This is a genomic window from Streptomyces sp. NPDC058295 (assembly GCF_042880655.1).
Lineage (GTDB): Bacteria > Actinomycetota > Actinomycetes > Streptomycetales > Streptomycetaceae > Streptomyces > Streptomyces coriariae.
Window position 1 is genome coordinate 449,041 of sequence record NZ_JBHVYO010000001.1, and the last position, 23,507, is coordinate 472,547.

A 23,507-nucleotide genomic window follows, 5' to 3' on the forward strand; every position below is an offset into this window, starting at 1 on the left:
CCGTCACCCCTTCGGAAGACGGCTGAGGCCGTCGACGCCCGCATGGCCGAACTCGCCGCCCTCCATGCCGAACTCGCCGACCGCCTCGGCACCGGCTGTCCGCTGCGCGCGGCGGGGACGGCGTGACGGCATGAGGAGGGGCCGTCGGGTCACGACCGACGGCCCCTCCTCTCCCCTCCTGGACCTGCCCCGGTTCCTCCCTACCGGGGCAGCACCACGACATACGCGGCCGGGTCCCTGTCGCCCGACGCCATCAACGCCGTGCGGACCACCGCCGCCTGCTGTTCCATCGCGTCCCTCAGCTTCTTCGGCGTGATGTACACGACCGTGATGCCGAGCCGCTCCAGATGCTCGCGCTTGCGGGCGTACTCCGACCAGAGCGCGTCCTCGTCCTGCCGCGGCGCCCGGGTGTCCAGTTCGACCGCCACCGCCTGCTCCGGCCAGTACGCGTCCAGACCGCCCAGGTGCGGACCGCCCGGCAGGCGCAGGTCCACGTTCCACACCGGGTCGGGAAGGCCGTAGTCGCACACCATCGTGTACAGCCGGTCCTCCGCGAACGCGCGTCCCTCCGCGAGCAGCGAGTCCACCGCGTCCACCACGTGTGGGCGGCTCAGCAGCTTGGCGTTGTTCAACTCCCGCACCACCGCGGTCGGTTCGCAGTGGCCCCCGCGTACCGCCTCCGACAGCAGCCGCTGCACCACTCCCGCGTCCGTCAGCTGGGCCACCGCGTCGGCCAGCGCGCGGGGCACCGGCGCCACCGGAACTCCCGTGGCCTGCTCGGGAGTCGGCAGGGAGCCCGTACGGACGACGTGGGCGCAGCCCGTCGAGCGCAGCCGGCGCAGCCGCGGGACCAGGACGTCGATGTGCTCCAGGGACAGCAGCGGGGGAGCGGACGAGAGCCCGTGCAGGTTCAGGGCCGCCAGCCCGGTGATCATCGCCTCCTTGTACACCGGCCGGTGCGGGTCGCCGGCGCCCGGCTGGGTCGGCACCGCGGGCGGCGGCGTCGCCGTGTCGCGGCCCGCGTACATCAGCACCGCGTGCAGCCGCTCCTCGCTGGTCGGCGGGCCCGGGTGGAGCAGGTACACACCGGGGAGGAGCTGCTGCCAGGGGCCGTCGGCACGGCACTGCTCGTTCGCCTCGGCCACGGCGATGCCCTGCGAGCGGAGCCGGCCCGCCGTCGTGACGCGGCGCTGTACGTCCGACAGGTGGCGGACGGGGCGGGGGGACGCCGAGGGAACCTGGGGGAGCGGGGTGTTGTGGTGGTTCATGCAACGGGGATTCCGCGTCCGGCCGGTCTCTTAACCCCTGTTACACGCCCGTCGACAAATCCGGACAAGCTCGTCCTAAAGGACGGGTGTTCGGATGCCGATGAGGCGCCGAAAACCCCTGGTCCCGAATGGGGGAGCCAGGGGTTACGGGTCGGATTGCCTGAATTCCGTAACGGTGACCGTCAGCGGAATTCATGGCCAAAGCTCAGGGCCTGAGCGCTCGGTCGGTTCAGGCCTCCCCGCCGCCCGCCTGCGCCCGCAGCGACCGCGCCAGGTCGTCGCGCGCCTCCAGCACCAGCCGGCGCAGCGCCGGGGCCGCCGACTCGTGCGCCGCGAGCCACGCGTCCGTCGCCTCCAGCGTCCGGGGGGAGTCCTGGAGCGACGGGAACAGACCCTTGACGACGGTCATCGCGATCTGGATCGACCGCTCGGCCCAGATCCGCTCGATCGACGCGAAGTACTTCTCCGCGTACGGCACGAGCAGCTCCCGCTGCGAGGGCCGGTCGAATCCCGCGATCGTCGCCTCCACCAGCGCGTTGGACAGCGAGTCCGACTCCACCAGCTGCGCCCACGCCTGCGCCTTGACCGCCGCCGACGGGCGGGCCGCGAGACAGCGCACCTGATGGCGCTTGCCGGACGCCGTGTCGTCACGGGCCAGTTCGGCCGCCAGCGCCTTCTCGTCGACGTACCCGTGCGCGACCAGCGGCTCCACGAACACCCAGCGCAGCTCCTGGTCCACCTCCAGGCCGTCGATCTCCGCCGCGCCGTCCAGCAGGCCCCGGAGCAGCTCGAAGTCGGCGTCGGAGGAGGCCACCGTCGCGAAGAAGCGCGCCCAGGCGAGCTGGTGCTCGCTGCCCGGCTCGGCCGCCCGCAGATTCCGCAGCGCGGTGCCGGCCAGCAGCTCCTCGCCCGTCCGCCGCCAGGACCGCGGCGCGTAGTGGATCAGCGCCGAGTCCGCCCACGCGTGCAGCATCTGCAGGACGCCGATGTCGGACTCGTGGTGCCCGAACCGCACCACCAGGTCCACGAAGTCGGGCGCGGGCAGCAGGGCGTCCCGGGTCAGGTTCCACAGCGCCGACCAGCACAGGGCGCGGGCCAGCGGGTCCGTCATCGCACCCAGGTGCTCGCGCAGCGTGGCCAGCGAGGTCTCGTCGAAGCGGATCTTGCAGTACGTCAGGTCGTCGTCGTTGACCAGCACCAGCTCCGGGGCCTCGGCGCCCGCCAGCTCCGTCACGACCGTGCGCGGACCGTCGACGTCCGTCTCGGCGCGCGCGTACCGCACGAGACGGTCGTCCTCGCGGCGGTACAGGCCGATCGCCACCCGGTGCGGCCGCAGTTCGGGGTACGCCTCGGGGGCCTCCTGGACCACCGCGAGCTCGTCGATCCGGCCCTGCGGGTCCAGCAGCACCTGCGGGGTCAGCGAGTTCACGCCCGCCGTCTGGAGCCAGGACCGCGACCAGCCGGCCATGTCCCGGCCGCTGGTCTCGGCGAGCACCGACAGCAGATCACCGAGGCGCGTGTTGCCGTACGCGTGCCGCTTGAAGTAGCGCCGCGCGCCTTCGAGGAACGCGTCCTGGCCGACGTACGCCACCAGTTGCTTCAGGACGGAGGCGCCCTTGGCGTAGGTGATGCCGTCGAAGTTCAGCTTCGCGTCCTGGAGGTCGCGGATGTCGGCGGTGATCGGGTGGGTGGAGGGCAGCTGGTCCGCGCGGTAGGCCCACGCCTTGCGGCGGTTGGCGAAGGTGATCCAGGCGTCGGTGAAGCGGGTCGCGCCGACGTTCGCGAACGTGCCCATGAAGTCGGCGAAGGACTCCTTCAGCCACAGGTCGTCCCACCACACCATGGTGACCAGGTCGCCGAACCACATGTGCGCCATCTCGTGCAGGATGACGTTCGCCCGCGCCTCGTACGACGCCTGCGTCACCTTGCCCCGGAAGATGTACTCCTCGCGGAAGGTCACCAGACCCGGGTTCTCCATCGCGCCGAGGTTGTACTCGGGCACGAACGCCTGGTCGTACTTGCCGAACGGGTACGGGTAGTCGAAGTGGTCGTGGAAGAAGTCCAGGCCCTGCTTGGTGACGAGGAAGACGTCCGCGGAGTCGAAGTGGGGCGCCAGGCCCTTGCGGCACATCGCGCCGAGGGGGATCTCCAGCGTCGTACCGTCACCCAGGTCGCGCGTGTACGTGTCCGTCACGTAGTGGTACGGGCCGGCCACGACACAGGTGATGTACGTCGAGATCGGCTTCGTCTCCGCGAAGCGCCACACCCCGTCGGTGCGCTCGCCGGCGCCGTTGCTCCACACCACCCACTCCTCGGGCGCCCGTACCTCGAAGCGGAACGGGGCCTTGAGGTCGGGCTGCTCGAAGCCCGCGAAGACCCGGCGGGCGTCGGCCGGCTCGTACTGGGTGTACAGGTACACCTCGCCGTCCTCCGGGTCGACGAAGCGGTGCAGGCCCTCACCGGTGCGGGAGTAGGCGCACTGGGCGTCGACGATCAGCTCGTTCTCCGCGGCCAGGTCCTCCAGCAGGATCCGGGCGCCGTCGAAGACCTCACCGGGGTCGAGGTCGCGGCCGTTGAGGGAGACGGACGTCACACTCGGCGCGATCAGGTCCACGAAGCTCGACGCGCCGGGCTCGCTGCTGCGGAAGCGGATCGTGGTGACCGACCGGAAGGTGCGAGGTTCGTCCCCGGTCCGGTCGCCGACCGCCGACCGGATGTCGAGGGACACGTCGTACCCGTCGACGGACAGCAGGGCGGCCCGCTCCCGGGCCTCGTCGCGGGACAGGTTCTCACCGGGCACGGCGGTACTCCCTCAGTGCTTGAGCATGGGCTTTCGGACAGGAGTGATCCTGCCACGCGCCCCTGACGCGGGGCAGCAGGGAATGTGCGGCACGGACACCGGTGTTCAGGTGGGAAAGGCTTATCTCATGAGGATTGCTCGAGGAGAGACATGTCGGAGAAGACCCCCGTCGACTTCTGGTTCGACCCGCTCTGCCCGTGGGCCTGGATGACCTCCCGGTGGGTGCTGGAAGTGGAGAAGGTCCGTGACATCGAGGTCCGCTGGCACGTGATGAGCCTCGCCGTCCTCAACGAGAACAAGCTCGACGAGCTGCCCGAGGAGTACCGCGAGATGCTCGCGGTCAAGGCCTGGCAGCCGGTGCGCGTGGTCACCGCCGCCTGGCAGCTGCACGGCGCCGACGTCCTCGGCCCCCTCTACACCGCGCTCGGCACCCGCATCCACAACAAGGGCGAGGGCCCGACCGTGGAGGCCATCGCCGGCGCGCTCGAGGACGTCGGTCTGCCCGCGTCCCTGATCGAGTACGCCGAGCAGTCGGACTTCGAGTTCGACGCCCAGCTGCGCGCCTCCCACAAGGAGGGCATCGAGAAGGTCGGCCAGGACGTCGGCACCCCCGTCATCGCCGTCCCCGGCCCCGACGGTGAGCAGATCGCCTTCTTCGGTCCCGTGGTCACCCCCGCCCCGAAGGGCGAGGAAGCCGCCCGCCTCTGGGACGGCACCCTCGCCGTCGCCTCGGTCCCCGGCTTCTACGAGATCAAGCGCTCCCGGACCAAGGGCCCGGACTTCAGCAACCTGTGACGGCAGTGGTGCCCCGCGAGCACACTCGCGGGGCACCATGGACCTCATGACGGAGATCGACACCTCGGTACCGCACTCGGCCCGTATCTGGAACTACTGGCTGGGCGGCAAGGACAACTACCCGGTGGACGAGGAGGCCGGCGACGCCTACACCGCCGTCTTCCCCGGCATCGTCACCATCGCCCGCAGCAGCCGCGCCTTCCTGGGCCGCGGCATCCGTTACCTGGTCGAGGAGGCGGGCATCCGCCAGTTCCTCGACGTCGGCACCGGGCTGCCCACCGTCGACAACACCCACGAGGTCGCCCAGCGCCTCGCGCCCGAGTCGCGGATCGTCTACGTCGACAACGACCCCCTGGTCCTCGCCCACGCCCGCGCCCTGCTCACCTCCACCCCCGAGGGTGTCACCGCCTACGAGGACCTGAACCTCTACGAGCCCGCGCGCATCCTGGAAGCGGCGGGCCGCACCCTCGACCTGAGCCGCCCCACCGCCCTGATCCTCAGCGGCATCCTCGGCCACGTCGAGAGCTACGACCGCGCCCGCGACCTCGTCCGCGCCCTGCTGTCCGGCCTGCCCTCCGGCAGCCACCTCTGCGTCAACGACGGCTCCCGCGGCACCGACCCCGCCTACGAGCAGGCCCAGGACGCCTACAACGAGACCGGGGCCGTCCCGTACTTCCTGCGCCCGGTCGAGCAGATCGAGGGCTACTTCGAGGGCCTCGAACTGGTGCCACCGGGCGTGGTGTCCGTCCCGATGTGGCGCCCGGACGGAACGCCTCCGCCGCCGATCGGCCAGCACGGCGGCGTCGGCCGCAAGCTCTGACGCCCGGCGCCGCGCCCCTCGGCCGGTGTCACGGCCGGCGCAACAGCCCCCGCTCCATGGCCACCACCACCGCCCGGGTCCGGTCGTTCACGTCGAGCTTGGCGAACATGCGTAGCAGATGGGTCTTGACGGTGGCCTCCGAGATCCCCAGACGCCGGCCGATCTCGGCGTTGGTCAGCCCGTCGGCGACCGCGCCGAGGACGTCCGTCTCCCGGGCGGTGAGCGCCTCCTGGACCGGGCGCCGCAGCCGGGCCACCAGCTTCTGAGCGACCCGGGGCGCGAGCACCGTCTCCCCGCGTGCCGCCGCCCGGATCGCGTCGACGAGCTGCTCGCGCGTGGTGTCCTTCAACAGGTAGCCGATGGCGCCGGCCTCCACCCCGCGCTCGATGTCCGCGTCCGTGTCGTACGTCGTCAGGATCAGCACCCGGGTGCGCGGATGGCGGGCGACGATCTCGGTCGTCGTGGTGACCCCGTCGAGTACCGGCATCCGCAGATCGACCAGGGCCACGTCGGGGTCGTGCCGCTCGACGAGGTCGAGGGCGGCGCGGCCGTCGCCCGCCTCGCCGACGATCTCGATGCCGTCCTCACCGGCCAGCAGGGCCACCACCCCGGCCCGCATCACGGTGTGGTCGTCGACCACGACGACCCGCAGCGCCGCCACCTCGCTCATGCCGCTCCCTCCGCGCCCCGGGCCAGCGGGATCGACGCCAGGATCCGCGTCCCGTCCCCGACCGAGCTGGTCACCGTCAGCCGTCCGCCCAGTTCCGCCACCCGCTTGCGCATCCCGTCCAGTCCGAAGCCCCTCGACTCCTCCACCACGAACCCGGCGCCGTCGTCGGTGATCTCCAGCTCCACCCCGTAGGGCCGCCGGGCCAGTACCACCCCGACCGTGGAGGCCCGGGCGTGCTTGCGCACATTGGCCAGGGACTCCTGGGTGCAGCGCAGCAGCGCGATCCGGGTCCGCTGGTCGCAGTCGAGGTCCGCCAGGTCGGCGTCCACGGTGAGCCCGGTGTCCTCGACGAAACGGTCCAGGACCCGCCGTAGCGCCGGCGCCGCGGAGCCCGCCACCGCGGCGTCCGCCTGCCCGCCCGAGCCCACCAACTCCCGTGCCTCCGCCAGGTTCTCGCGGGCCGTCGACTCGATCGACCGCAACTGATGGGCGCTGCGCCCCGGATCGGCCGCCATCCCGGCGCGGGCCGCCTCCGCCAGCACCACGATCGACGCGAAGCCCTGCGCGAGGGTGTCGTGGATCTCGCGCGCCAGCCGCTCCCGTTCGTCCGCCGCGCCCTGCCGCTGGTGCGCCGCGGAGAGCTGCGCCTGCGTCCGCTCCAACTCCTCGATGAGCCGCGCCCGTTCGGTGCTCTGCGCGACCACCGAGTGCGCCCACAGCCCGATCAGCACCCCCACCGCGACGACGATGAGGGTGGATACGGCCGTCTCGCCGAGGAACTCCGCCGACCAGCCCTGCAGAAGCCAACTGCCCAGCAGTGTCGAGGCGGTGGCGAGCCCCAGGAAAGCCATCGAGATCCTCGGGGTCCGCCCGAACATCCAGTAGTGCGGCAGCGTCACCATGAACAGCGCCGCGTAGCTGGTCCGCAGATACGCCAGCCCGCCGAGCGAGAGCACCAGCACCGTGAGATAGCCGTGCGGCCGCACCACGGGGTTGTCAGGGAAGCGGTCGAGGACCGCGTAGCACAGCACCACGCCGCCCAGCAGCGCGAGCGCCTCGTACATGCCCCCGCCGGGCCGGCCAAGGGCGGTGATCCCGACGGCCATCGCCGCGAACAGCACCCAGCACACCGCGTTCCAGCGGCGCAGGGAGGTGGCCCAGAAGGCGTCGGCGGAGGGCCCGGCGAGAGCGGTCATACCGATCAACGTACGTCGACCACCGGCCGCCCGGGGGTCACTTGGGCCCCCGGCTCCGCCGTCCCCCGGTCCGGTCGCGCCGGCCACCAGCTCCGCTCGCCCAGCAGCAGCATCGCCGACGGCAGGATCAGGATGCGTACGACGAAGGCGTCCAGCAGGACGGCCGCCGCGAGCACGAACCCGATCTGCTTCATCTCGATGATGTGGAGGAAGACGAAGCTCACGAACACCGTCGTCATCACGACCGCCGCGCTGGTCACCACGCTCGCCGACCGGCGGACCCCGTCGAGCACCGCCTGCCGGGTCGGGGTGCCCGCGAGCACGGCCTCCCGGATCCTGCTGACGACGAACACCTGGTAGTCCATGGAGAGTCCGAAGAGGATCACGAACAGGAACAGCGGGACCCGCGACCCGATCGACCCGGTGGAGCGGAAGTCCAGCAGCCCCTCGGCCCAGGTGTGCTGGAAGACGAGGACCAGCAGCCCGAGCGCGGCCGCCGCCGACAGCAGGTTCAGCATCACGCCGATCAGTCCGAGGACGACGGAACGGAACGCGTACAGCGTCATCAGGAAGGTCACCAGCAGCAACGCCCCGAGGACGAGCGGCAGTTTGCCGTTCTGGTGCGCCGGATAGTCGGTGTACCGGGCCACGTCACCGCTGACGCCGTACTCGGCGCCGGCGATCCGGCCGACGGTGGCGGGCAGGTAGTCGTGGCGCAGGTGGTCGAGCGAGTCGTGGGCCTGGTCGGAGTCGCCGAGGTACGGCACGCGCAGTTCGAGGGTGCTGACACGGTGGTCCGCGGAGGTGCGGAGCCGGGGCGTGCCGCTGAACAGGGGGTCGGCGTCCGTGAGCCGGGTCAGTGCGTCCAGGGCCCCGGCGACCTCGGCGGCCCGTCCGGCGTCGGCGCGTACGACCACCTGGTGGGTGACCCGGTGCTGCGGGAACGCCTCGTTGAGCCGGTCGTACACCCGCATGGCGGGGATCTCTCGGGAGTGGGTGTCCCGGCTCATCTCCGTGATGTGCAGGCCCGCCAGCGGGACGACGAGTGCGAGCAGGGCGAGGACGGAGACACCGAGGGTGGCGAGGGGGTGCCGGGCGGCGGGGCGCAGCAGCGCGGTCCAGACCCGGCCGCCGCTCTCGCCCCTTCCGCCGCTTCCGCCTCGGGGGCGGCGGACGGGCCTGCCCCGCTCCGCCCGGCGCGCGGCCCTGCGCTCCGCCCGCTTCCCCAGCACCGTCAGCAGCGCGGGGAGCGCCGTCAGGGAGCTGGCCATCGCGACCAGGACGACCACCACCGTGCCGGTGGCGAGCGAGGAGAAGATGACGTCCGAGGCCAGGTACAGCGTGGCGGTGGAGGCGACGACCGCGAACCCGGAGACCATCACCGCCCGGCCCGAGGTGGCGGCCGCCAGCTCGACCAGGGCCTGCGAGCTCAGCCGCCCCCCGGAGCGGGCCCGCTCCTCGCGCTCCCGCTTCAGATGGAAGAGCGTGTAGTCGACGCCGACGGCGAGGCCGATCATCAGGATGACGTTCGTGCCGACCCCGGTGTCGGGGGAGACGTGCGAGGCCACCATCGACAGGCCGACGGCCGCCGCGATCGACGACAGTGCGAGCAGCAGCGGTACGGCGGCCATGGTGAGCGAGCCGAACACGACCAGCAGGGTCAGCAGCGTGACCGGCAGCGTGATCTTCTCGGAGAGCGCGAGGTCGGCGCCGCGCTGTTCGTCGACGCCCTTGCTGATGGAGGGGCTGCCGGTCTCCTGGAGCAGCAGCTCCGGGTGGGCTCGCTGGACGGCCGTGGTCTGCGCGGTGAGCGCGTCGACCTTGTCCTTGGCGTCCCGCTCCTCGCCCCGCAGCGCCACCTCGACCATGAGGATCCGGCCGTCGGCGGAGCGGACCGGCGCGGCCACCTCGGCGACCTCGGGCAGCCGCTCCATCCGGACGGTGAGATCCCGGACGGCGGCGCGGGCCGCCTCGGTGCCGAGGGTGCCCGACCGCGCGGAGATCAGCACCTGTTCGGCGGATCTGCGTTCCAGCTGCCCCTCGGCCGCCATGGCCTCGGCCCGGCCGGCCTCGCCGACCCGGTAGTCGGCCGTCCTCGCGCTGTTCATCCCGACGGCGCTGCCGGCCGCCAGGCAGAGCGCCACGAAGACCAGCCAGCCGACGAGCGCCCGCCAGGGGTGCCGCGCGCTGGAACGCGCGATGCGCACAGTGAGTGAGTTCATGCCCAAAAGCCTGTCCGGCCAGGGCAGTTGGCGGACAGAGGTGCCCGGTTGAACTTCCCGTCCACCGATCGGTGGACCCGGAGGGTGGGGAGATCCCCCGACGGGGCCGGGGGATCTCCCCTAGGCGGCCGGCTGCGGAGACGTCCGGAACTCCTCCGGGAGGTCGAAGCCGGACCGCCAGTTGAAGTAGGACTGCACCCGCACACAGCCTTCGCGGGTACAGCGCCGGTACTTGTCGAGATCCGCCCGGTGCACCAGCACCTGCGTCTGCGTCAGGGCGAAGGCCCGCTCGGGGCCGTGCAGGTGCCGGAAGTGCTGTTCGGTGTCACCGCAGTTGGGACAACGCCTCTTCGGAAGACCCATGCGGGCCACTGTCACCCGGAACATCGCCCTTGCGGAAGCCCCCGCCCGGGCGTACGGGAACGGCGTACACGGGATCGGCCCCGCGAGTCAGGTCCTCGCGGGGCCGATCCTTCACTCCGCCTGCCGCCGTGAAGGGTGAGAAGACGATCACGAGGCAGGACGCTTCACGGCGCCTCAGGGGGCGAGCAGCAGTACGTCCGCGCGGGACTTCGCGGCCTGGTGCCGCCGGGCCACGTCCTGCCAGTTCACGACGGCCCACATGGCCTCGATGAAGTCGACCTTCTGGTTCTTGTACTGGAGGTAGAAGGCGTGCTCCCAGGCGTCGAAGACGAGGATCGGCACGGAACCCTGGCCGACGTTGCCCTGGTGGTCGTAGACCTGCTCGACGATCAGCCGGCCGCTGAGCGGCTCGTGGGCGAGGACGCCCCAGCCGGAACCCTGTGTCGTCGCGGACGCCTTGGTCAGCTGGGCCTTGAAACCGGCGAACGAGCCGAACGACTCGGTGATCGCGTCCGCGAGGTCGCCGACGCCGTCCGCCGCCAAGGGCTCACCGCCGCCGTCGCCGGTCATGTTGGACCAGTAGATGCTGTGCAGGATGTGGCCGGAGAGGTGAAAGGCCAGGTTCTTCTCCAGGCCGTTCAGCGCCGCCCACTGCTCCTTGTCCCGCGCCTCGGCCAGCTGCTCCAGCGTGTCGTTGGCGCCCTTCACATAGGCCGCGTGGTGCTTGTCGTGGTGCAGCTCGATGATCTCCGGGCTGATCACGGGGGCGAGCGCGGAGTAGTCGTAGGGCAGTTCGGGCAGCGTGTAGACGGGCATGCGGGATCCCCTCGAACCTCTTATTGCAAGTAACTTGCAAGTGCAGGCTAGCAACAAGAAGGGGGTTCCGGGCAAGCGCGCCGAGCGTGGCGGCAACGAAAAGGCCCCCACGCGTCTTTCGCGTGAGGGCCGAGGGCCGAGGGGCGTGAGGGCCGAGGGGACGGGGCCTAGGGGAGAGGGGAGGGAGAGAGTGAGGGGAGAGGGGAGGGAGAGAGTGAGGGGAGAGGGAGCGGGCCGGGCAGGTCAGTCCGTGGCCCGCCCGTTCTGCTGCCGCTGCCGGGCGTACCCCACGGCCGCCAGGAACGCCGTCATCCCGCCCGACCAGTACAGCTGTACCCGGGTACCCGGCTCCCGGGCCATCAGGACGAGGATCCCCGCCATCCCCGCCAACGCGACCCAGGTGAGCACCGGGAACGCCCACATCCGGACGGTCAGCCGTTCGGGCGCCTCCCGCTCCAGCCGGCCGCGCAACCGCAGCTGGGAGAGCGCGATGAAGATCCAGACGACCAGGATCACCGCGCCGATCATGTTCAGCAGCCAGGGGAACACATCGTCCGGACGCCAGTAGCTGAGCAGCACACAACCGAAGCCGAAGACACAGGAGACGAGCACCGCGACCCGGGGCGCGCCGCCCGACACCCGGCCCAGTGCCTTCGGGCCGTGGCCCCGCTCCACCAGCGAGTACGCGATCCGCGAGGAGCCGTAGACGTTGGCGTTCATGGCGCTGAGCAGCGCGGCCAGCACCACCACGTTCATGACCTGGCCGGCCCCCGGGATGCCGAGACGGTCGAGAGCGGCGACGTAGGGGCCCTGCTCGACGACCGCCTTCGCGTCCCAGGGTACGAGCGTGACGATGACGGCCATGGAGCCGACGTAGAACAGCGCGATGCGCCACATCGCCGTACGGACCGCGCTCGCCACGCCCCGGACCGGGTTCTCCGACTCGGCGGCGGCGATGGTGACCGTCTCCAGGCCGCCGTACGCGAAGACGGACGCGAGCAGGCCGACGACCAGGCCCTCGCCGCCGTGCGGGAAGAACTCGCCCAGATGGGATGTGCCCGGGGAGTCCGTGCCCGGCAGGAGGCCGGCCACGGCCAGCACGCCCAGCACCAGGAACAGGGTGATGGCGCCGACCTTCAGGGCCGCGAACCAGAACTCGAACTCGCCGAAGTTCTTCACGGCGGCAAGGTTCGTCCCGCAGAACAGGAGCATGAACAGCGCCACCCAGGCCCACTCGGGGGTGCCCGGCAGCCAGCCCGTGACGATCTTCGCGGCGCCGATGCCCTCCAGGCCGACGGCCGTGCAGAGCAGGACCCAGAAGGCCCACCCCACGGCGAAGCCCGCCCAGGGGCCGAAGGCCCGCTCGGCGTGCGCGGAGAACGAGCCCGACGAGGGATACGCGGCCGACATCTCGCCCAGCATGCGCATCACCAGCATCACGAGCAGGCCGGAGAGGGCGTAGGCGAGGACGATCGACGGACCGGCGGCGGCGATACCCGCGCCCGAGCCGACGAAGAGACCGGCGCCGATGACACCACCGAGGGCGATCATCGACAGATGGCGCTGTTTGAGGCCGTGGGACAGGGTGACGTCCGGCCCCGGCGGAGTCCCGACGGTGGTGCTGCTGGGCATGGGCGCGGCTCGTCCAATGCGTGAGATGGGCAAAACGCCCACAGTCTGGGCAGCCCCTCCGCTCGGGCGGAGGGGCTGCCCACCATCCGGACGGACCGGATACGCGGTGTGTCTAGGCCGCTACGGAGGCGTTGGCCGCTACGGAGGTGTAGTGCGCCGCGTCGCCCTCGATCGAGTAGCTCTCCTTGCCGTCGATGCCGACCGGGATGTCACCAGCGACCGTCACCCGGTGCAGCCGGCGGGGCCGGCCGTCGTAGTTGTCGACCGCGTAGTGCTGCGTGATGCGGTTGTCGAACAGGACCAGCTGGTTCTCCGACCAGCGGTGGCGCAGGATGTTCTCCGGCCGGGTGACGTACGACTGGAGCAGGTCGAGGATCTTGCGGGACTCGCCCGGCGACAGTCCCACGATGCGCTGCGCGAACCCGCCGATGAACAGTCCGCGCTCCCCGGTCAGCGGGTGCACGCGGACCACCGGGTGGACCGTGCGGAACTTGATCGAGGTGAACTGGGCGCGCGCGGCGGCCTGTGCCTCGTCGACCGTCTCCTCCGGCACCGCGTAGTCGTAGTCGTTGGTGTGCTCGGCCCACAGGGTGTCGGCGAGCTGCCTGAGCGGCTCCGGCAGCTGACGGTAGGCCGCCGCCGAGCTGGTGATCAGGGTCTCGCCGCCGTACGGCGGGAGGACCAGGCTGCGCAGGGTGCTGGCCTGCGGCGGGTTGAGGACGAAGGTGACGTCCGTGTGCCAGTGGTTGGCGGCGCGGCCGCGCTCGCTGTCGACCGGCAGCACGTTCGGGGCGCCGTCGACGGCCGGCACGGTCGGGTGGGCGGTGGTGAGGTCGCCGAAGTGGCGGACGAAGGCCTGCTGGCCCGCGTCGTCCAGGTTCACGTCGTCGAAGACCAGGGCCTTGTGGACGTTGAGCGCCTCGCGCAGGGCCGCGGAGGTCTCCTCGTCGAGGGGCTTCGCGATGTCGACGCCGGAGACCTGGGCGCCGATGTTCGCGGTGACCTTGCGGATCTCGATGCTCATGGGAGGTTCCTTTCGGGCGAGGGTCAGACGAGGACGGGTGCGGGGGCGTTCACGTACTGGTTGGCGGGGCGCGGCAGGCCGTACCGCTCGCGCAGGGTCGTGCGCGGGCCGTATTCGCGGCGCAGCAGGCCGCGGGCGCGCAGGATCGGCACGACGTGGTCGACGAAGGCGTCCAGACCCGAGGGCAGCACCGCGGGCATGATGTTGAACCCGTCGGCGGCGCCCTGGGTGAACCAGCTCTCGATCGCGTCGGCGACCTGCTCGGGCGTGCCCGCGAAGGTGAGGTGCCCGCGCCCGCCGCCGAGCCGCCCGATCAGCTGCCGCACGGTGAGCCGCTCGCGCCGGGCCAGCTCCACCACGAGGGTGTAGCGGCTCTTGGCGCCCTCGATCGCGCTCTCCGGCGGCAGATCGGCGGGCAGCTCCGCGTCCAGCTCCAGGGCGCCCGGCTCCAGCTGGAGCAGCTGCTCCAGCCGCTGGACGCCGTGCGTGTGCACGATGTGGTCCTCGAGGACCTGCTCGTTCGCCCGGGCTTCGGCCTCCGTCGAGCCGATCACCGGGACGATCCCGGGCAGCACCTTGATGTGCTCGGGGTCCCGGCCGGCCTGCCGGGTACGGGACTTGAGGTCGGCGTAGAAGGCCTGCGCGTCGGCGAGCGTCTGCTGCGCGGTGAACACCGCCTCCGCGTACCGGGCCGCGAACGTCTTGCCGTCCTCGCTCGACCCGGCCTGCACCAGCAGTGGGTAACCCTGCGGGGAACGCGGGACGTTGAGGGCGCCCTCGACACTGAAGTACCTGCCCTGGTGCCGAGGCGGGTGGACCTTCGTGTCGTCGCCCCAGACGCCGGCCGCCTTGTCGGCGACGATCGCGTCGTCCTCCCAGCTGTCCCAGAGCTTCAGGGCCACGTCGAGGAACTCACCGGCGCGGGCGTAGCGCTCGGCGTGCGCGGGCTCGGCGTCCAGACCGAAGTTGCGGGCGGCCTCGGCGCCTGCGGTGGTGACGATGTTCCAGCCCGCCCGGCCGCCGCTGATGATGTCGAGCGAGGCGAACTTACGGGCCAGGTTGTAGGGGGAGTTGTAGGACGTGGAGGCGGTGGCGATGAGGCCGATGTGCCGGGTGGCCGTCGCCAGCGCGGTCAGCAGGGTGAGCGGCTCCAGGGCGCCGGCCGGGCGCTGGGCGATGTTGCCCCAGAGCTGCGGGCCGTCGGCGAGGAACAGGGAGTCGAAGGTGCCGCGTTCGGCGATCCGGGCCAGGTGGACGTAGTGGTCCAGTTCCACGTGGGCGTACGGGTCGCTCTCCGGGAGCCGCCAGGACGCCTCGTGGTGGCCGGTGTTCATCAGGAACGCGTTGAGGTGGAGCTGTCGTCCGGGGTGAGCCGTGGTCACTTGTGGTCCTCCGTGACGCCCAGGGCGGCGAGCAGCCGTTCGCGGTACTCGCCGAGCAGCGGGTCCCGGTACGAGCGCGGGTGCGGGCGGTCGATGGTCAGGTCGAGGCCGATACGGCCGTGGTCGAGGACGAGGACCCGGTCGGCGAGCACGATCGCCTCGTCCACGTCATGGGTGACGAGCAGCACGGAAGGCCGGTGGCGCTCCCACAGCTCGCGCAGCAGGGTGTGCATCTTGATCCGGGTCAGGGCGTCCAGCGCCCCGAACGGCTCGTCCGCGAGGAGGAGTTCGGGTTCGCGGACCAGCGAGCGGGCCAGTGCGGCTCGCTGCGCCTCACCGCCGGACAGCTCGTTGGGCCAGGCCCGCTCGCGGCCCTTCAGTCCCACCTCGGCGAGGGCCTCGCGGCCCCTCTGCTCCGCCTCCTTGCCGTCAAGACCCAGCAGTACGTTGTCCAGCACCCGCCGCCAGGGCAGCAGCCGGGAGTCCTGGAAGACCACCGACACCCGCTCCGGGGCCGTGAGCTGCCCGCTGCCGACGACCTCGTGGTCGAGGTGGGCAACCGCCCGCAGCAGGGTGCTCTTGCCGGACCCGCTGTGCCCGAGAAGGGCCACGAACTGACCGGCGGGGATGTCCAGGTCGATGCCGTCGAGGACCGTGCGGGCCTCGAACGACCTTGTCAGGCCGCGCAGTTGGACGGCGGCGGAGCGGGTCAGCTGCTCAGTGTGCGGCGCCACGACAGCACCCTCCGTTCGATGAGACGGACCGCGCTGTCGGAGAGGAGACCGAAGACGCCGTAGATGAGGAGGCCGACGAGGATGACGTCCGACTGGCCGTAGTTCTGGGCCTGGAACATCAGGTAACCGAGACCGCTGGTGGCGTTGATCTGCTCCAGGACCACCAGTCCCAGCCAGGAGCCGGTCACTCCGAGCCGGAGTCCCACGAAGAATCCGGGCAGGGCGCCGGGGATCACGATCTGCCGGATGAACTGGACCTTCGACAGGCCCTGGACCTCGGCGAGTTCGACGAACCGGTGGTCGATGCCGGACAGTGCGGCATGTGTGTTGAGGTAGATCGGGATGTAGACGACGATGGCGATGATCGCGATCTTGAAGGTCTCGCCGATGCCCAGCCAGAGGATGAACAGCGGGATCAGACCGAGGGTCGGGATCGCCCGGTTGAGCTGCACGGTCCCGTCGATCAGGGCCTCCCCGGACCGGGTGAGACCCGAGGCCAGCGCGAGCGTCACCCCGGCGGTCAGGCCGATCGCGAAGCCGTAGGCGGCGCGTTCCAGCGAGGTGAGGACGTCGGTGGTCAGCGTCCCGTCGGTCCACAGGTTCACGCCGGTCCTCAGCACCGTCCAGGGCGCGGGGATCGCCCCGGTGTCCAGCTGCCCGGCGGCCGAGGCGGCGGCCCACAGGACGATGAGCAGCAGCGGTCCGACGAGCCGGGAGGCGGGCCACGGTTTGCCGGGAGCCAGTCCACGGCGTCGTCGTTGTCGGCGGCGGACCCGAGACCCGTCGGCGGCGTCGACGGCGACGGCGACGGCGGGCACCGTGGTCGTGGTCGTGCCGGTGGTGGTCGTACTCGTGCTTGCACTGGTGGTCATGACGGTCAACTCCGGTACTCGGCTGCCACGGACTTGGCGGCGATGCCCTCGAAGCGGTGGTCGAACAGCGAGGAGACGTCGAACTTCTTCACGAAGCCGCCCTCCGCGAGAAGGTCCGCGGTCTCCTGCTCCCACTTGATGGCCTCGTCCCAACTCGGCGGGAACAGCGGCTTGTTGGCGAGCGCGGTGATCGACCGGGCCTGGTCGAGGGTCAGGTTCTGCGTCTTGACGTAGAACTTCTCGTTCCAGACGTCCGGGTTCTCGTAGCTCCACACCAGGCCCTGCGCCCACTGCGGGATGTACGCGGCGACGGCGGCGGCCTTCGCCTTGTCGTTCAGCACGGACGCCGGCGCCCACAGCAGGCTGAGCAGGTCGACGACGTCGGTGGTGATGATGCGGGCGCCCTTGGACTCGTACTGCTTGAGGTAGGCGGGCGACTGGGTGTTGCCGAGCGGGGCGATGTCCACCTGGCCCGACTGAAGAGCGGTGAGGAACTGGTTGCTGGTCAGCGGGACCAGTTTCACATCGTCGTACTTCAGGCCGGCCTTCTTCAGCGCCCGCAGCAGGACGACGCCCTGCGCCTGCCCCTGCGAGAACGCCAGTTTCTTTCCGCGGAAGTCGTCCACGGTCCTGATGTCGCTGCCCGGCTTGGTGGCGAAGACGTAGTTCGGCTTGCGGGTGATGTTGATCGCGACGATCTTCGCGTCGAAGCCCTGGTAATGCGCCTGGATCGGCGGAATACCCGCGTTGTTGGCGACGTCCAGGGACTTCGCACGGAAGGCGTTGATGACGTCGGGACCGGCCCCGATGTTCAGCCAGTTCGACACCGTGAAGGGCAGTTCGGGCAGCTTCGCCAGCTTCAGCTGCAACTGCTGCGCGCCCTGGTAGGAGGCGATCTTCAGACTCGTGCCGGCGGGCACCTTGTCGGCGAGCGGGGCCGTGGAGGCACCCTCGCCACCGGTGGCGGCACTGCTCTCGGCGCAGCCGCTGAGCCCGGCGACACCGGCGGCGGCGCCCAGCAGCGAGGCGAGGAAGAGACGCCGGTCGACACCGGACGTACGGGAAACAGGCACGGGAGAACCCCCAGGGGAAAACGGAGACAAGGCAGGTGGAAGCCGGCAGAGGAAAGCGGGCGGAGGAAAGCGGGCGTGGCAGAGGCGGCAAGGGCTTGCGGAATCGAGAGAAACCGGCAATAAACCCGGTGCAAGTCCGCAAGGAATCTGCAACAAGACCGAAACGAATCCTGCGGCTAAAGGCAGGAGAAGGGCGCGCTCCCGGCGCGCCGGGGCGTCAGCAACAGAAAGTGCGACAGCTCATGAGAAAGATGTTCCTGTCCACGTGTGGGGCCTGTCAACATTCGGAGGTTCTGAATTAACTCGGCTCAGGTGGGACGCCCGCGGCACGCGGCCGGGACGAGGCCAGCGGATCCCGGTAGAGCACGTCCAGCGCCACCGCCCCGCCCGCCACGGCCAGCACGGAGTCGGGGAAGCTGCTCGGCGAGACGGCGGCGGAGCGCCCCGCCCCGACCTCGTCGCGCAGCGCGGCGAGGCAGTCCTCCCGGAACAGCACGCCCACCTCGGTGACGACGACCCGCTCCGGATTGAGCACGTCCAGCAGCAGCCCGGCCGCCCGGCCCACCATCCGCGCCCGCTCCCGCAACAGCCGTACCGCCGACGGGTTCCCGGCGTCCGCCGCGGCGACCACGTGCATCGGGTTCACCCCGTCGATCACCCCGGCCTGCCGGGCCCGCCGGCACAACGTCCGCTCGCTCAGCTCCACCTGGAGGCAGCCGACCCGGCCGCAGGCACAGGGCTCCGTACCGCCGGCCAACGGCAGATGCGCGATGGCACCGGCCTGCGAACGCGGCCCGTGGTGCACCTCGTCGTTCGTGGCGAACGCCGCGTCGACCACGTTCCCGACGAACAGATGCAGCACGCTCAGGTCGCCGCGCGCCTGCCCGAACAGCCGCTCCGCGTTGACCAGCGCACGGGCGTGTCCGTCCACCTGGACCGGCAGCCCGGTCCGCGCGCCGACCGTCTCCCGCACCGGCACGTCCCGCCACCCCAGCAGCGGATGCTCGACGACGGTTCCCGAATCGCGGTCCACCCAGCCACCCACGGCGACCCCCACCCCGAGGGCCCGGCAGCCGGGGGCCTCCCCCAGCAGCGCGCCGAGCCCGTCGGCGGCCCGCGCCAGCACCCCGGACGGTTCGAGGCGGCCTCGGTGCTTCAACTCCCGCCGTGCCACCACCCGGCCGCGCAGATCCAGCAGCGACACGGTCGTGTAAGGCACCGCCACATGCACCCCGCCCACCACGAACCGCGAGTCGTCCAGATCCACGGGAACATGCGGCCTGCCCACCCCGTTGCTGCGCCGGGGCGCCGCCGCCTCCCGGAGCAGCCCGAGCCCGGTGAGCCGGGCGCAGTGGTCGGTGACGGAAGCGGGGGACAGCCCGGTGAGCCGGGCGATGGTGGAGCGCGCGACCGGCCCGTGCTCCAGCACGGACCGCAGGATCACACTGGCGCTGGTACGCCGCCGGTCGCTGTCGGCGACCCGGGTGACGGGGGAGGGCGGGGCGGGAGGAGCCGCGGTACGGGGCATGGGGAACTTCCTCGGAAGTCGGGAGCCGGTCCGACACTGCGCCGTCTGTGGAGCGCGGCGCGCCGGATGATCGGCTCCGCCCGCCTCACACCGGAGGGCGACAGGCGGCCGCGCCCACGCGTCGCAGGTCGACATGGCGACGCGACGAGAAGTTCAGGGCCTGGGCCTGGGCAACCATGGCTCGAAGCTAGCAAAGGGGGTCGGCCCTGCCCAGATGGCGACCGACGGGCGAGACGGCCCGTCGGTCGATTGGCGAAACCCTACAGAGACCGCCCGGGACACCCGCGTATCGCGAACCACTCCACCTCAGTGACCAGGGTCACCTCGTACCGCGTGTAACCCCCACCCTTTGTCAGGAGCCCACCAACCTCGGGTTCGACCGTTTGTCGACCGCGGACGGTGATCGCCCCGAGCCCCCTGGGATAGCGTCGCCGTGTCCCGTCCGTCCCGATCTCGCGGAGTCCCCATGAGCACCGCCGCCGTCACCCCCGCTCGTCCCGGAAAGGTCCTCGCCGACCTTCTCCCCGCTTCCCGTGTCCGGGACATCGCGCTCGTGCTCGGCGGTGCCGCGCTCACCGGCCTCGCGGCCCAGATCGCGGTCCCGGTCCCCGGCTCCCCGGTCCCGGTGACGGGCCAGACCTTCGCCGCGCTGCTCGTCGGCACCACCCTCGGCGTCCGTCGCGGGGTCTCCTCCCTCGCCGTCTACGCGGTGGCCGGTCTCGCCGGCGTGCCGTGGTTCGCGGGCGGCAGCTCCGGTGTGTCCGTCTCCTTCGGCTACATCCTCGGCATGATCCTCGCGACCGCCGCCGTGGGCGCCCTGGCCCGCCGGGGCGCCGACCGCTCCGTGCCGCGCATGGCGGGCACGATGCTGCTGGGCGAGGCGATCATCTACCTCGTCGGCGTCCCGTACCTGGCCTACGCCGCCGACATGAGCGCCTCCGCCGCGATCGCGGCCGGCCTCACGCCCTTCCTGATCGGCGACGCCGTCAAGGCGGCCCTGGCGATGGGCCTGCTCCCGACCGCCTGGAAGCTCGTCAAGGAGTAACCGCCCTCAGACTGACGGCGAACCCCTTTCGCGTGGGCCCGGTCAGTTCTCCCGCCGCTCCGGCCGCCGCTGGGACCACCACAGTCCGGCCGCGCCCGCCGCGAGCAGTGCGGCTCCGGCCGCGCCGAGCGGCAACACGTCCCGTCCGACACCCGTCTTGGGCAGTTCGTCGCCGCCGGGACCCACCGGCGTGTTGTCGGTGCCGAGGAGCAGCGGGGTGGCGGGCGCGTTCGGCGACGGGTTCGTCGTACCGAACGGCACCGGGCCCTGCTGCCAGAACGTCTTCTTCCCGTCGGCGGTCTGGACGGGCAGACAGATCTTGCCGGTCTTGCTCAGGTCGAAGGTCGCGTCGACGGCGTACGACTTCGACGCCCCGGCCGCGAGACTGTCGATGGGGCAGGAGAAACCGCTGTTGGATCCTTCCGGAAGATCTTTCTCCGCGATGGCGTCGCACCCCTGAACGCTTTTGACCGCAAGGCCGTCGAAACCGACGACCAAAAGCCTTATCTGTCCGCTCTCCTTGTTCCCCTCGTTCTTCACCGTGGCGGTGATCGCCGTTTTCCCGGAACTGTTGTCGACCGAGATCCGCTCCGGCAGTGTCGTCGTCGTCTTGACGCCCGCGGGTGCCTCGTCGACGGGCTTTCCCCCCTTGCCGCTCCCCGGCCCCTGATCGTCCGCCCCGGCAGGGAAGGAAAGGATCAACACCGCCGAGAAAGATGCCACGAGCAGCGATCCGGCGACGGTCGTCGTATGACGAGAACTCATGTTCGCCCCCCTTGGCTGCGCCTGAATTCGCAGTACTGGAAGAGGTACCACAAGATTTCTCCACACTATGCTGATAGGGCAGTAAGTGTGACTATTGTGTTCCGGGGCCGGGCAATGGAGGGGGTGCAGCGGATTGCCGGGAAATGCGGGAAACACAGAGAATCCGGGGAACGTGGGGGATACCGGGAATGCGGGGGGTCCGGGGAATACGGGGAACACGGGGAATTCCGGGAGTGGCGGTTTCTCCGGGTTACTGGTGACGGGGCGCTACCGGCTGGTCGAGATTATCGGCCAGGGGGGAATGGGGCGCGTGTGGCGAGCCATCGACGAGGTTCTCGACCGGCAGGTCGCGGTCAAGGAAATGCGCATCGACGGCCTTGACTCGGAGGACACCCGCACCCGCCGCGAACGCACCCTGCGCGAGGCCAGGGCCACCGCCCGTATCGACCATCCTCACGTGGTGCGCGTCTACGACGTCGTGGACGAGGGCGAACGCCTCTGGATCGTCATGGAGTTGGTGGCCGGCCGCTCCCTCGAACGGATCATGGCCGAGGAAGGCCCACTGGGCCCACGCGAAACCGCCCGGATCGGCCTGGGCCTGGTCACGGCACTGCGCCAGGTGCACGCGAGGGGAGTGCTCCACCGCGACATCAAACCGGGCAATGTGCTGGTGGAAGGCGGGGGGAGCGCCAGGAGCGCGGAGGGTGCCAGGAGCGCGGAGGGCGCCGAGAGCGCCGGGAGCGCGGGGCACGTGGGAGGTACGGGGCACGCGGGAAGCTCGGGGCACGCGGGAGGGTGGGGGAGCACAGGAGACCGGGGAGGCGTGGGCAACGGGGAGACCGGCATCCGACGGATCGTCCTCACCGACTTCGGCATCGCCGCGATCCAGGACACGAAGGCGTTGACCATGGTCGGCATGCTGGTCGGCTCCCCCGACTACATGGCCCCCGAGCGCATCTCGGGCCACCCGCAGGGCCCGCCCTCCGACGTGTGGTCCCTGGGCGCGACGCTCTGCGCCGCCCTGGCCGGCCACTCCCCCTTCTCCCGGGACGCCACCCTGGCGACCCTGCACGCGGTCCTCTACGAGGAGCCCCGACTCCCCTCCAACGCGGGCCCGTTGTACGACATCCTCACCGCCCTCCTGGCGAAGGAACCCACAGCCCGACCCACCCTCACCGACCTGGAATCCACCCTCGAGCGCATAGCCTTCCCGCCGCCCGCGCACACGCCTACGCCCACTCCCACGCCCACACCGACGTTGACGGTGGCCGGGGGAGAGGGGAGCGCGAGCGCGGCGGCGGAGCGGGTCGGCGAGCAGGCGGAGGGGATCGAAGGGGCCGAGGAGGTCGAGGGGTTCGAGGAGGTCGAGGAGGTCGAGGGGGCAACGTGGGATCGGGTGCCGGAACCGATCCCGGACGTGGGGGAGTTGCCGCTGCGGGAGTCGCCGACTCGCGTACTCCTGAATGCCACCAGGTCGCCCCACCCGCCCGACGCCCCCGACGCCCCCGACGCCCCTGGCGCCGCTGGCGCGTCTGAGGCGACGGACGCCTCCACCGATGCCTCCTCCGCCGATGTCTTCTCCGTCTTCTCCGATACCTCCAGCGAAGCGGCCTCGGAGATGCGCTCGGAGTCGGGCTCCGAACCGCCTTCCCCCGGCCCGCCGGGAATCTCACCCCCACGCTCCGGAATCGCGCTCTCCCGGTCCGCCGCGGTGACGGAACGCAACCTCGCCCCGAACCCGTCGCCGACCCGTCGACGGGGCCTGCCGCCCGGTGGTCGGGCGGGATGGACGGGTCGCCGCACCGGCGCGGTCGCCGCCGTGGGTGTCGTCGTCGGGGCCACGGTCCTCGCGATCGTGCTGGCGGCGGCCCCCGGCTCGCACGACGGCGACCACCAGGCAGGCGGCTCCTCGCCCGAGCCGTCCCCGGTCGCCGGTTCGAGCGCCGGAGCCGACTCCGGGTCCGCTTCCGGCTCAGGATCAGGCTTCGGCTCCGGTTCGAGTGCCTCGGCGGCGCCCACCGTCGAGGGGACGTTCAGGCCCCCGAGCCTGCCCCCGGGCGCGCACCAGGAGGCCGGAGGCTTCGCGTGGGCGACACCCAAGGGCTGGCGGCGGGATGTGAAGACGGGAGCGGAGGTGCACTACACGTCACCCGACGGCAGCCAGGAGCTCGTCGCCAAGTCCTCCCTGGCCCGCGGCGACCTGATGGACACCTGGCGGACTTCCGAACGGAACGCCCACCAGGGCCGGGACTACAGCAAGATCCGCCTTGAGGAGACGACGTTCCGAGGCCGGCCGGCGGTCGTATGGGAGTACACCTTCACCCTCCAGGGCACCCCCTGGCACGCCCGGCTCCTGGGCTTCGACGAGAGCGGGAAGTCGTACCAGATCAACACCTGGTACCAGCCCGCGGCCGAGGCGGCTGCCCTGAAGACGTACGAGAAGGTCAAGGACAGCTTCACGGTGATGTGAGGTACGTGACGGTGGGGCGGGAGAAAAGGGAG

At 71.1% G+C, this 23,507-nt stretch carries 20 protein-coding genes; 4 read left to right on the top strand and 16 right to left on the bottom strand.

Annotated elements, in window-relative coordinates; genetic code table 11:
* Positions 1-3: 3 nt before the first annotated feature.
* The 3 genes from ACFVYS_RS01985 to pepN all read right to left on the bottom strand — a co-directional run bounded on the left by ACFVYS_RS01985 (position 4) and on the right by pepN (position 4,068).
* Positions 4-153 carry a hypothetical protein gene (locus tag ACFVYS_RS01985; RefSeq protein ID WP_389497889.1) on the bottom strand — a complete coding sequence of 50 codons (150 nt, stop codon included), beginning with the start codon at positions 151-153 and terminating at the stop codon, positions 4-6.
* Positions 154-200: 47 nt separating this feature from the next.
* Positions 201-1,268, bottom strand: a complete 1,068-nt coding sequence (locus tag ACFVYS_RS01990; RefSeq protein WP_389497891.1) for a hypothetical protein — start codon at positions 1,266-1,268, stop codon at positions 201-203.
* A gap of 229 nt (positions 1,269-1,497) precedes the next feature.
* On the bottom strand, positions 1,498-4,068 hold the full coding sequence (gene pepN / locus ACFVYS_RS01995; RefSeq protein ID WP_389497893.1) for an aminopeptidase N: 2,571 nt from the start codon (positions 4,066-4,068) through the stop codon (positions 1,498-1,500).
* A 150-nt stretch (positions 4,069-4,218) separates the two neighbouring features.
* Here pepN and ACFVYS_RS02000 point away from each other — a divergent pair, with 150 nt between their 5' ends.
* Both ACFVYS_RS02000 and ACFVYS_RS02005 read left to right on the top strand, forming a co-directional pair.
* A complete protein-coding gene (locus ACFVYS_RS02000; RefSeq protein WP_389497895.1) occupies positions 4,219-4,863 on the top strand; it encodes a DsbA family protein in 645 nt (214 codons plus the stop codon).
* A gap of 46 nt (positions 4,864-4,909) precedes the next feature.
* On the top strand, positions 4,910-5,683 hold the full coding sequence (locus ACFVYS_RS02005; protein WP_389497897.1) for an SAM-dependent methyltransferase: 774 nt from the start codon (positions 4,910-4,912) through the stop codon (positions 5,681-5,683).
* A gap of 28 nt (positions 5,684-5,711) precedes the next feature.
* On the opposite strand, the gene ACFVYS_RS02010 is transcribed toward ACFVYS_RS02005, so the two are convergent.
* From ACFVYS_RS02010 to ACFVYS_RS02065, 12 genes are all read right to left on the bottom strand, one after another.
* Positions 5,712-6,353, bottom strand: coding sequence for a response regulator (locus ACFVYS_RS02010; protein WP_389497898.1), 642 nt, complete (start codon positions 6,351-6,353; stop codon positions 5,712-5,714).
* A complete protein-coding gene (locus ACFVYS_RS02015; RefSeq protein WP_389497900.1) occupies positions 6,350-7,549 on the bottom strand; it encodes a sensor histidine kinase in 1,200 nt (399 codons plus the stop codon). The genes ACFVYS_RS02010 and ACFVYS_RS02015 overlap by 4 nt, the downstream gene beginning before the upstream one ends.
* A 5-nt stretch (positions 7,550-7,554) precedes the next feature.
* Entirely contained in the window at positions 7,555-9,771 is a 2,217-nt protein-coding gene (locus ACFVYS_RS02020) for an MMPL family transporter (RefSeq protein WP_389497902.1), read from the bottom strand.
* 120 nt (positions 9,772-9,891) lie between these two features.
* On the bottom strand, positions 9,892-10,134 hold the full coding sequence (locus ACFVYS_RS02025; RefSeq protein WP_389497904.1) for a hypothetical protein: 243 nt from the start codon (positions 10,132-10,134) through the stop codon (positions 9,892-9,894).
* Between the two features lie 174 nt (positions 10,135-10,308).
* Entirely contained in the window at positions 10,309-10,950 is a 642-nt protein-coding gene (locus ACFVYS_RS02030) for a superoxide dismutase (RefSeq protein ID WP_389497906.1), read from the bottom strand.
* A gap of 243 nt (positions 10,951-11,193) precedes the next feature.
* Complete coding sequence (locus tag ACFVYS_RS02035) at positions 11,194-12,582, bottom strand: amino acid permease (RefSeq protein WP_389497908.1); 1,389 nt, start codon at positions 12,580-12,582, stop codon at positions 11,194-11,196.
* A 112-nt stretch (positions 12,583-12,694) separates the two neighbouring features.
* Complete coding sequence (locus tag ACFVYS_RS02040) at positions 12,695-13,606, bottom strand: TauD/TfdA dioxygenase family protein (protein WP_389497910.1); 912 nt, start codon at positions 13,604-13,606, stop codon at positions 12,695-12,697.
* A 23-nt stretch (positions 13,607-13,629) separates the two neighbouring features.
* Positions 13,630-14,940, bottom strand: a complete 1,311-nt coding sequence (locus tag ACFVYS_RS02045) for an LLM class flavin-dependent oxidoreductase (protein WP_389498036.1) — start codon at positions 14,938-14,940, stop codon at positions 13,630-13,632.
* 44 nt (positions 14,941-14,984) lie between these two features.
* Positions 14,985-15,722, bottom strand: a complete 738-nt coding sequence (locus tag ACFVYS_RS02050) for an ABC transporter ATP-binding protein (protein ID WP_389497912.1) — start codon at positions 15,720-15,722, stop codon at positions 14,985-14,987.
* Positions 15,698-16,594 (bottom strand): ABC transporter permease, encoded by an 897-nt coding sequence (locus ACFVYS_RS02055; RefSeq protein ID WP_389497914.1) that lies wholly within the window; start codon positions 16,592-16,594, stop codon positions 15,698-15,700. Before ACFVYS_RS02055 ends, ACFVYS_RS02050 begins: the two co-directional genes overlap by 25 nt.
* A gap of 5 nt (positions 16,595-16,599) precedes the next feature.
* Positions 16,600-17,667 carry an ABC transporter substrate-binding protein gene (locus ACFVYS_RS02060; RefSeq protein ID WP_389497916.1) on the bottom strand — a complete coding sequence of 356 codons (1,068 nt, stop codon included), beginning with the start codon at positions 17,665-17,667 and terminating at the stop codon, positions 16,600-16,602.
* 298 nt (positions 17,668-17,965) lie between these two features.
* On the bottom strand, positions 17,966-19,195 hold the full coding sequence (locus tag ACFVYS_RS02065) for an ROK family protein (RefSeq protein WP_389497918.1): 1,230 nt from the start codon (positions 19,193-19,195) through the stop codon (positions 17,966-17,968).
* A gap of 466 nt (positions 19,196-19,661) precedes the next feature.
* Between ACFVYS_RS02065 and ACFVYS_RS02070 the strand changes: the two genes are divergently transcribed.
* A complete protein-coding gene (locus tag ACFVYS_RS02070; RefSeq protein ID WP_389497920.1) occupies positions 19,662-20,240 on the top strand; it encodes a biotin transporter BioY in 579 nt (192 codons plus the stop codon).
* Between the two features lie 42 nt (positions 20,241-20,282).
* On the opposite strand, the gene ACFVYS_RS02075 is transcribed toward ACFVYS_RS02070, so the two are convergent.
* Entirely contained in the window at positions 20,283-21,005 is a 723-nt protein-coding gene (locus ACFVYS_RS02075; RefSeq protein WP_389497922.1) for an LPXTG cell wall anchor domain-containing protein, read from the bottom strand.
* 310 nt (positions 21,006-21,315) lie between these two features.
* Here ACFVYS_RS02075 and ACFVYS_RS02080 point away from each other — a divergent pair, with 310 nt between their 5' ends.
* Complete coding sequence (locus ACFVYS_RS02080; RefSeq protein WP_389497924.1) at positions 21,316-23,475, top strand: protein kinase; 2,160 nt, start codon at positions 21,316-21,318, stop codon at positions 23,473-23,475.
* Positions 23,476-23,507 lie beyond the last annotated feature (32 nt).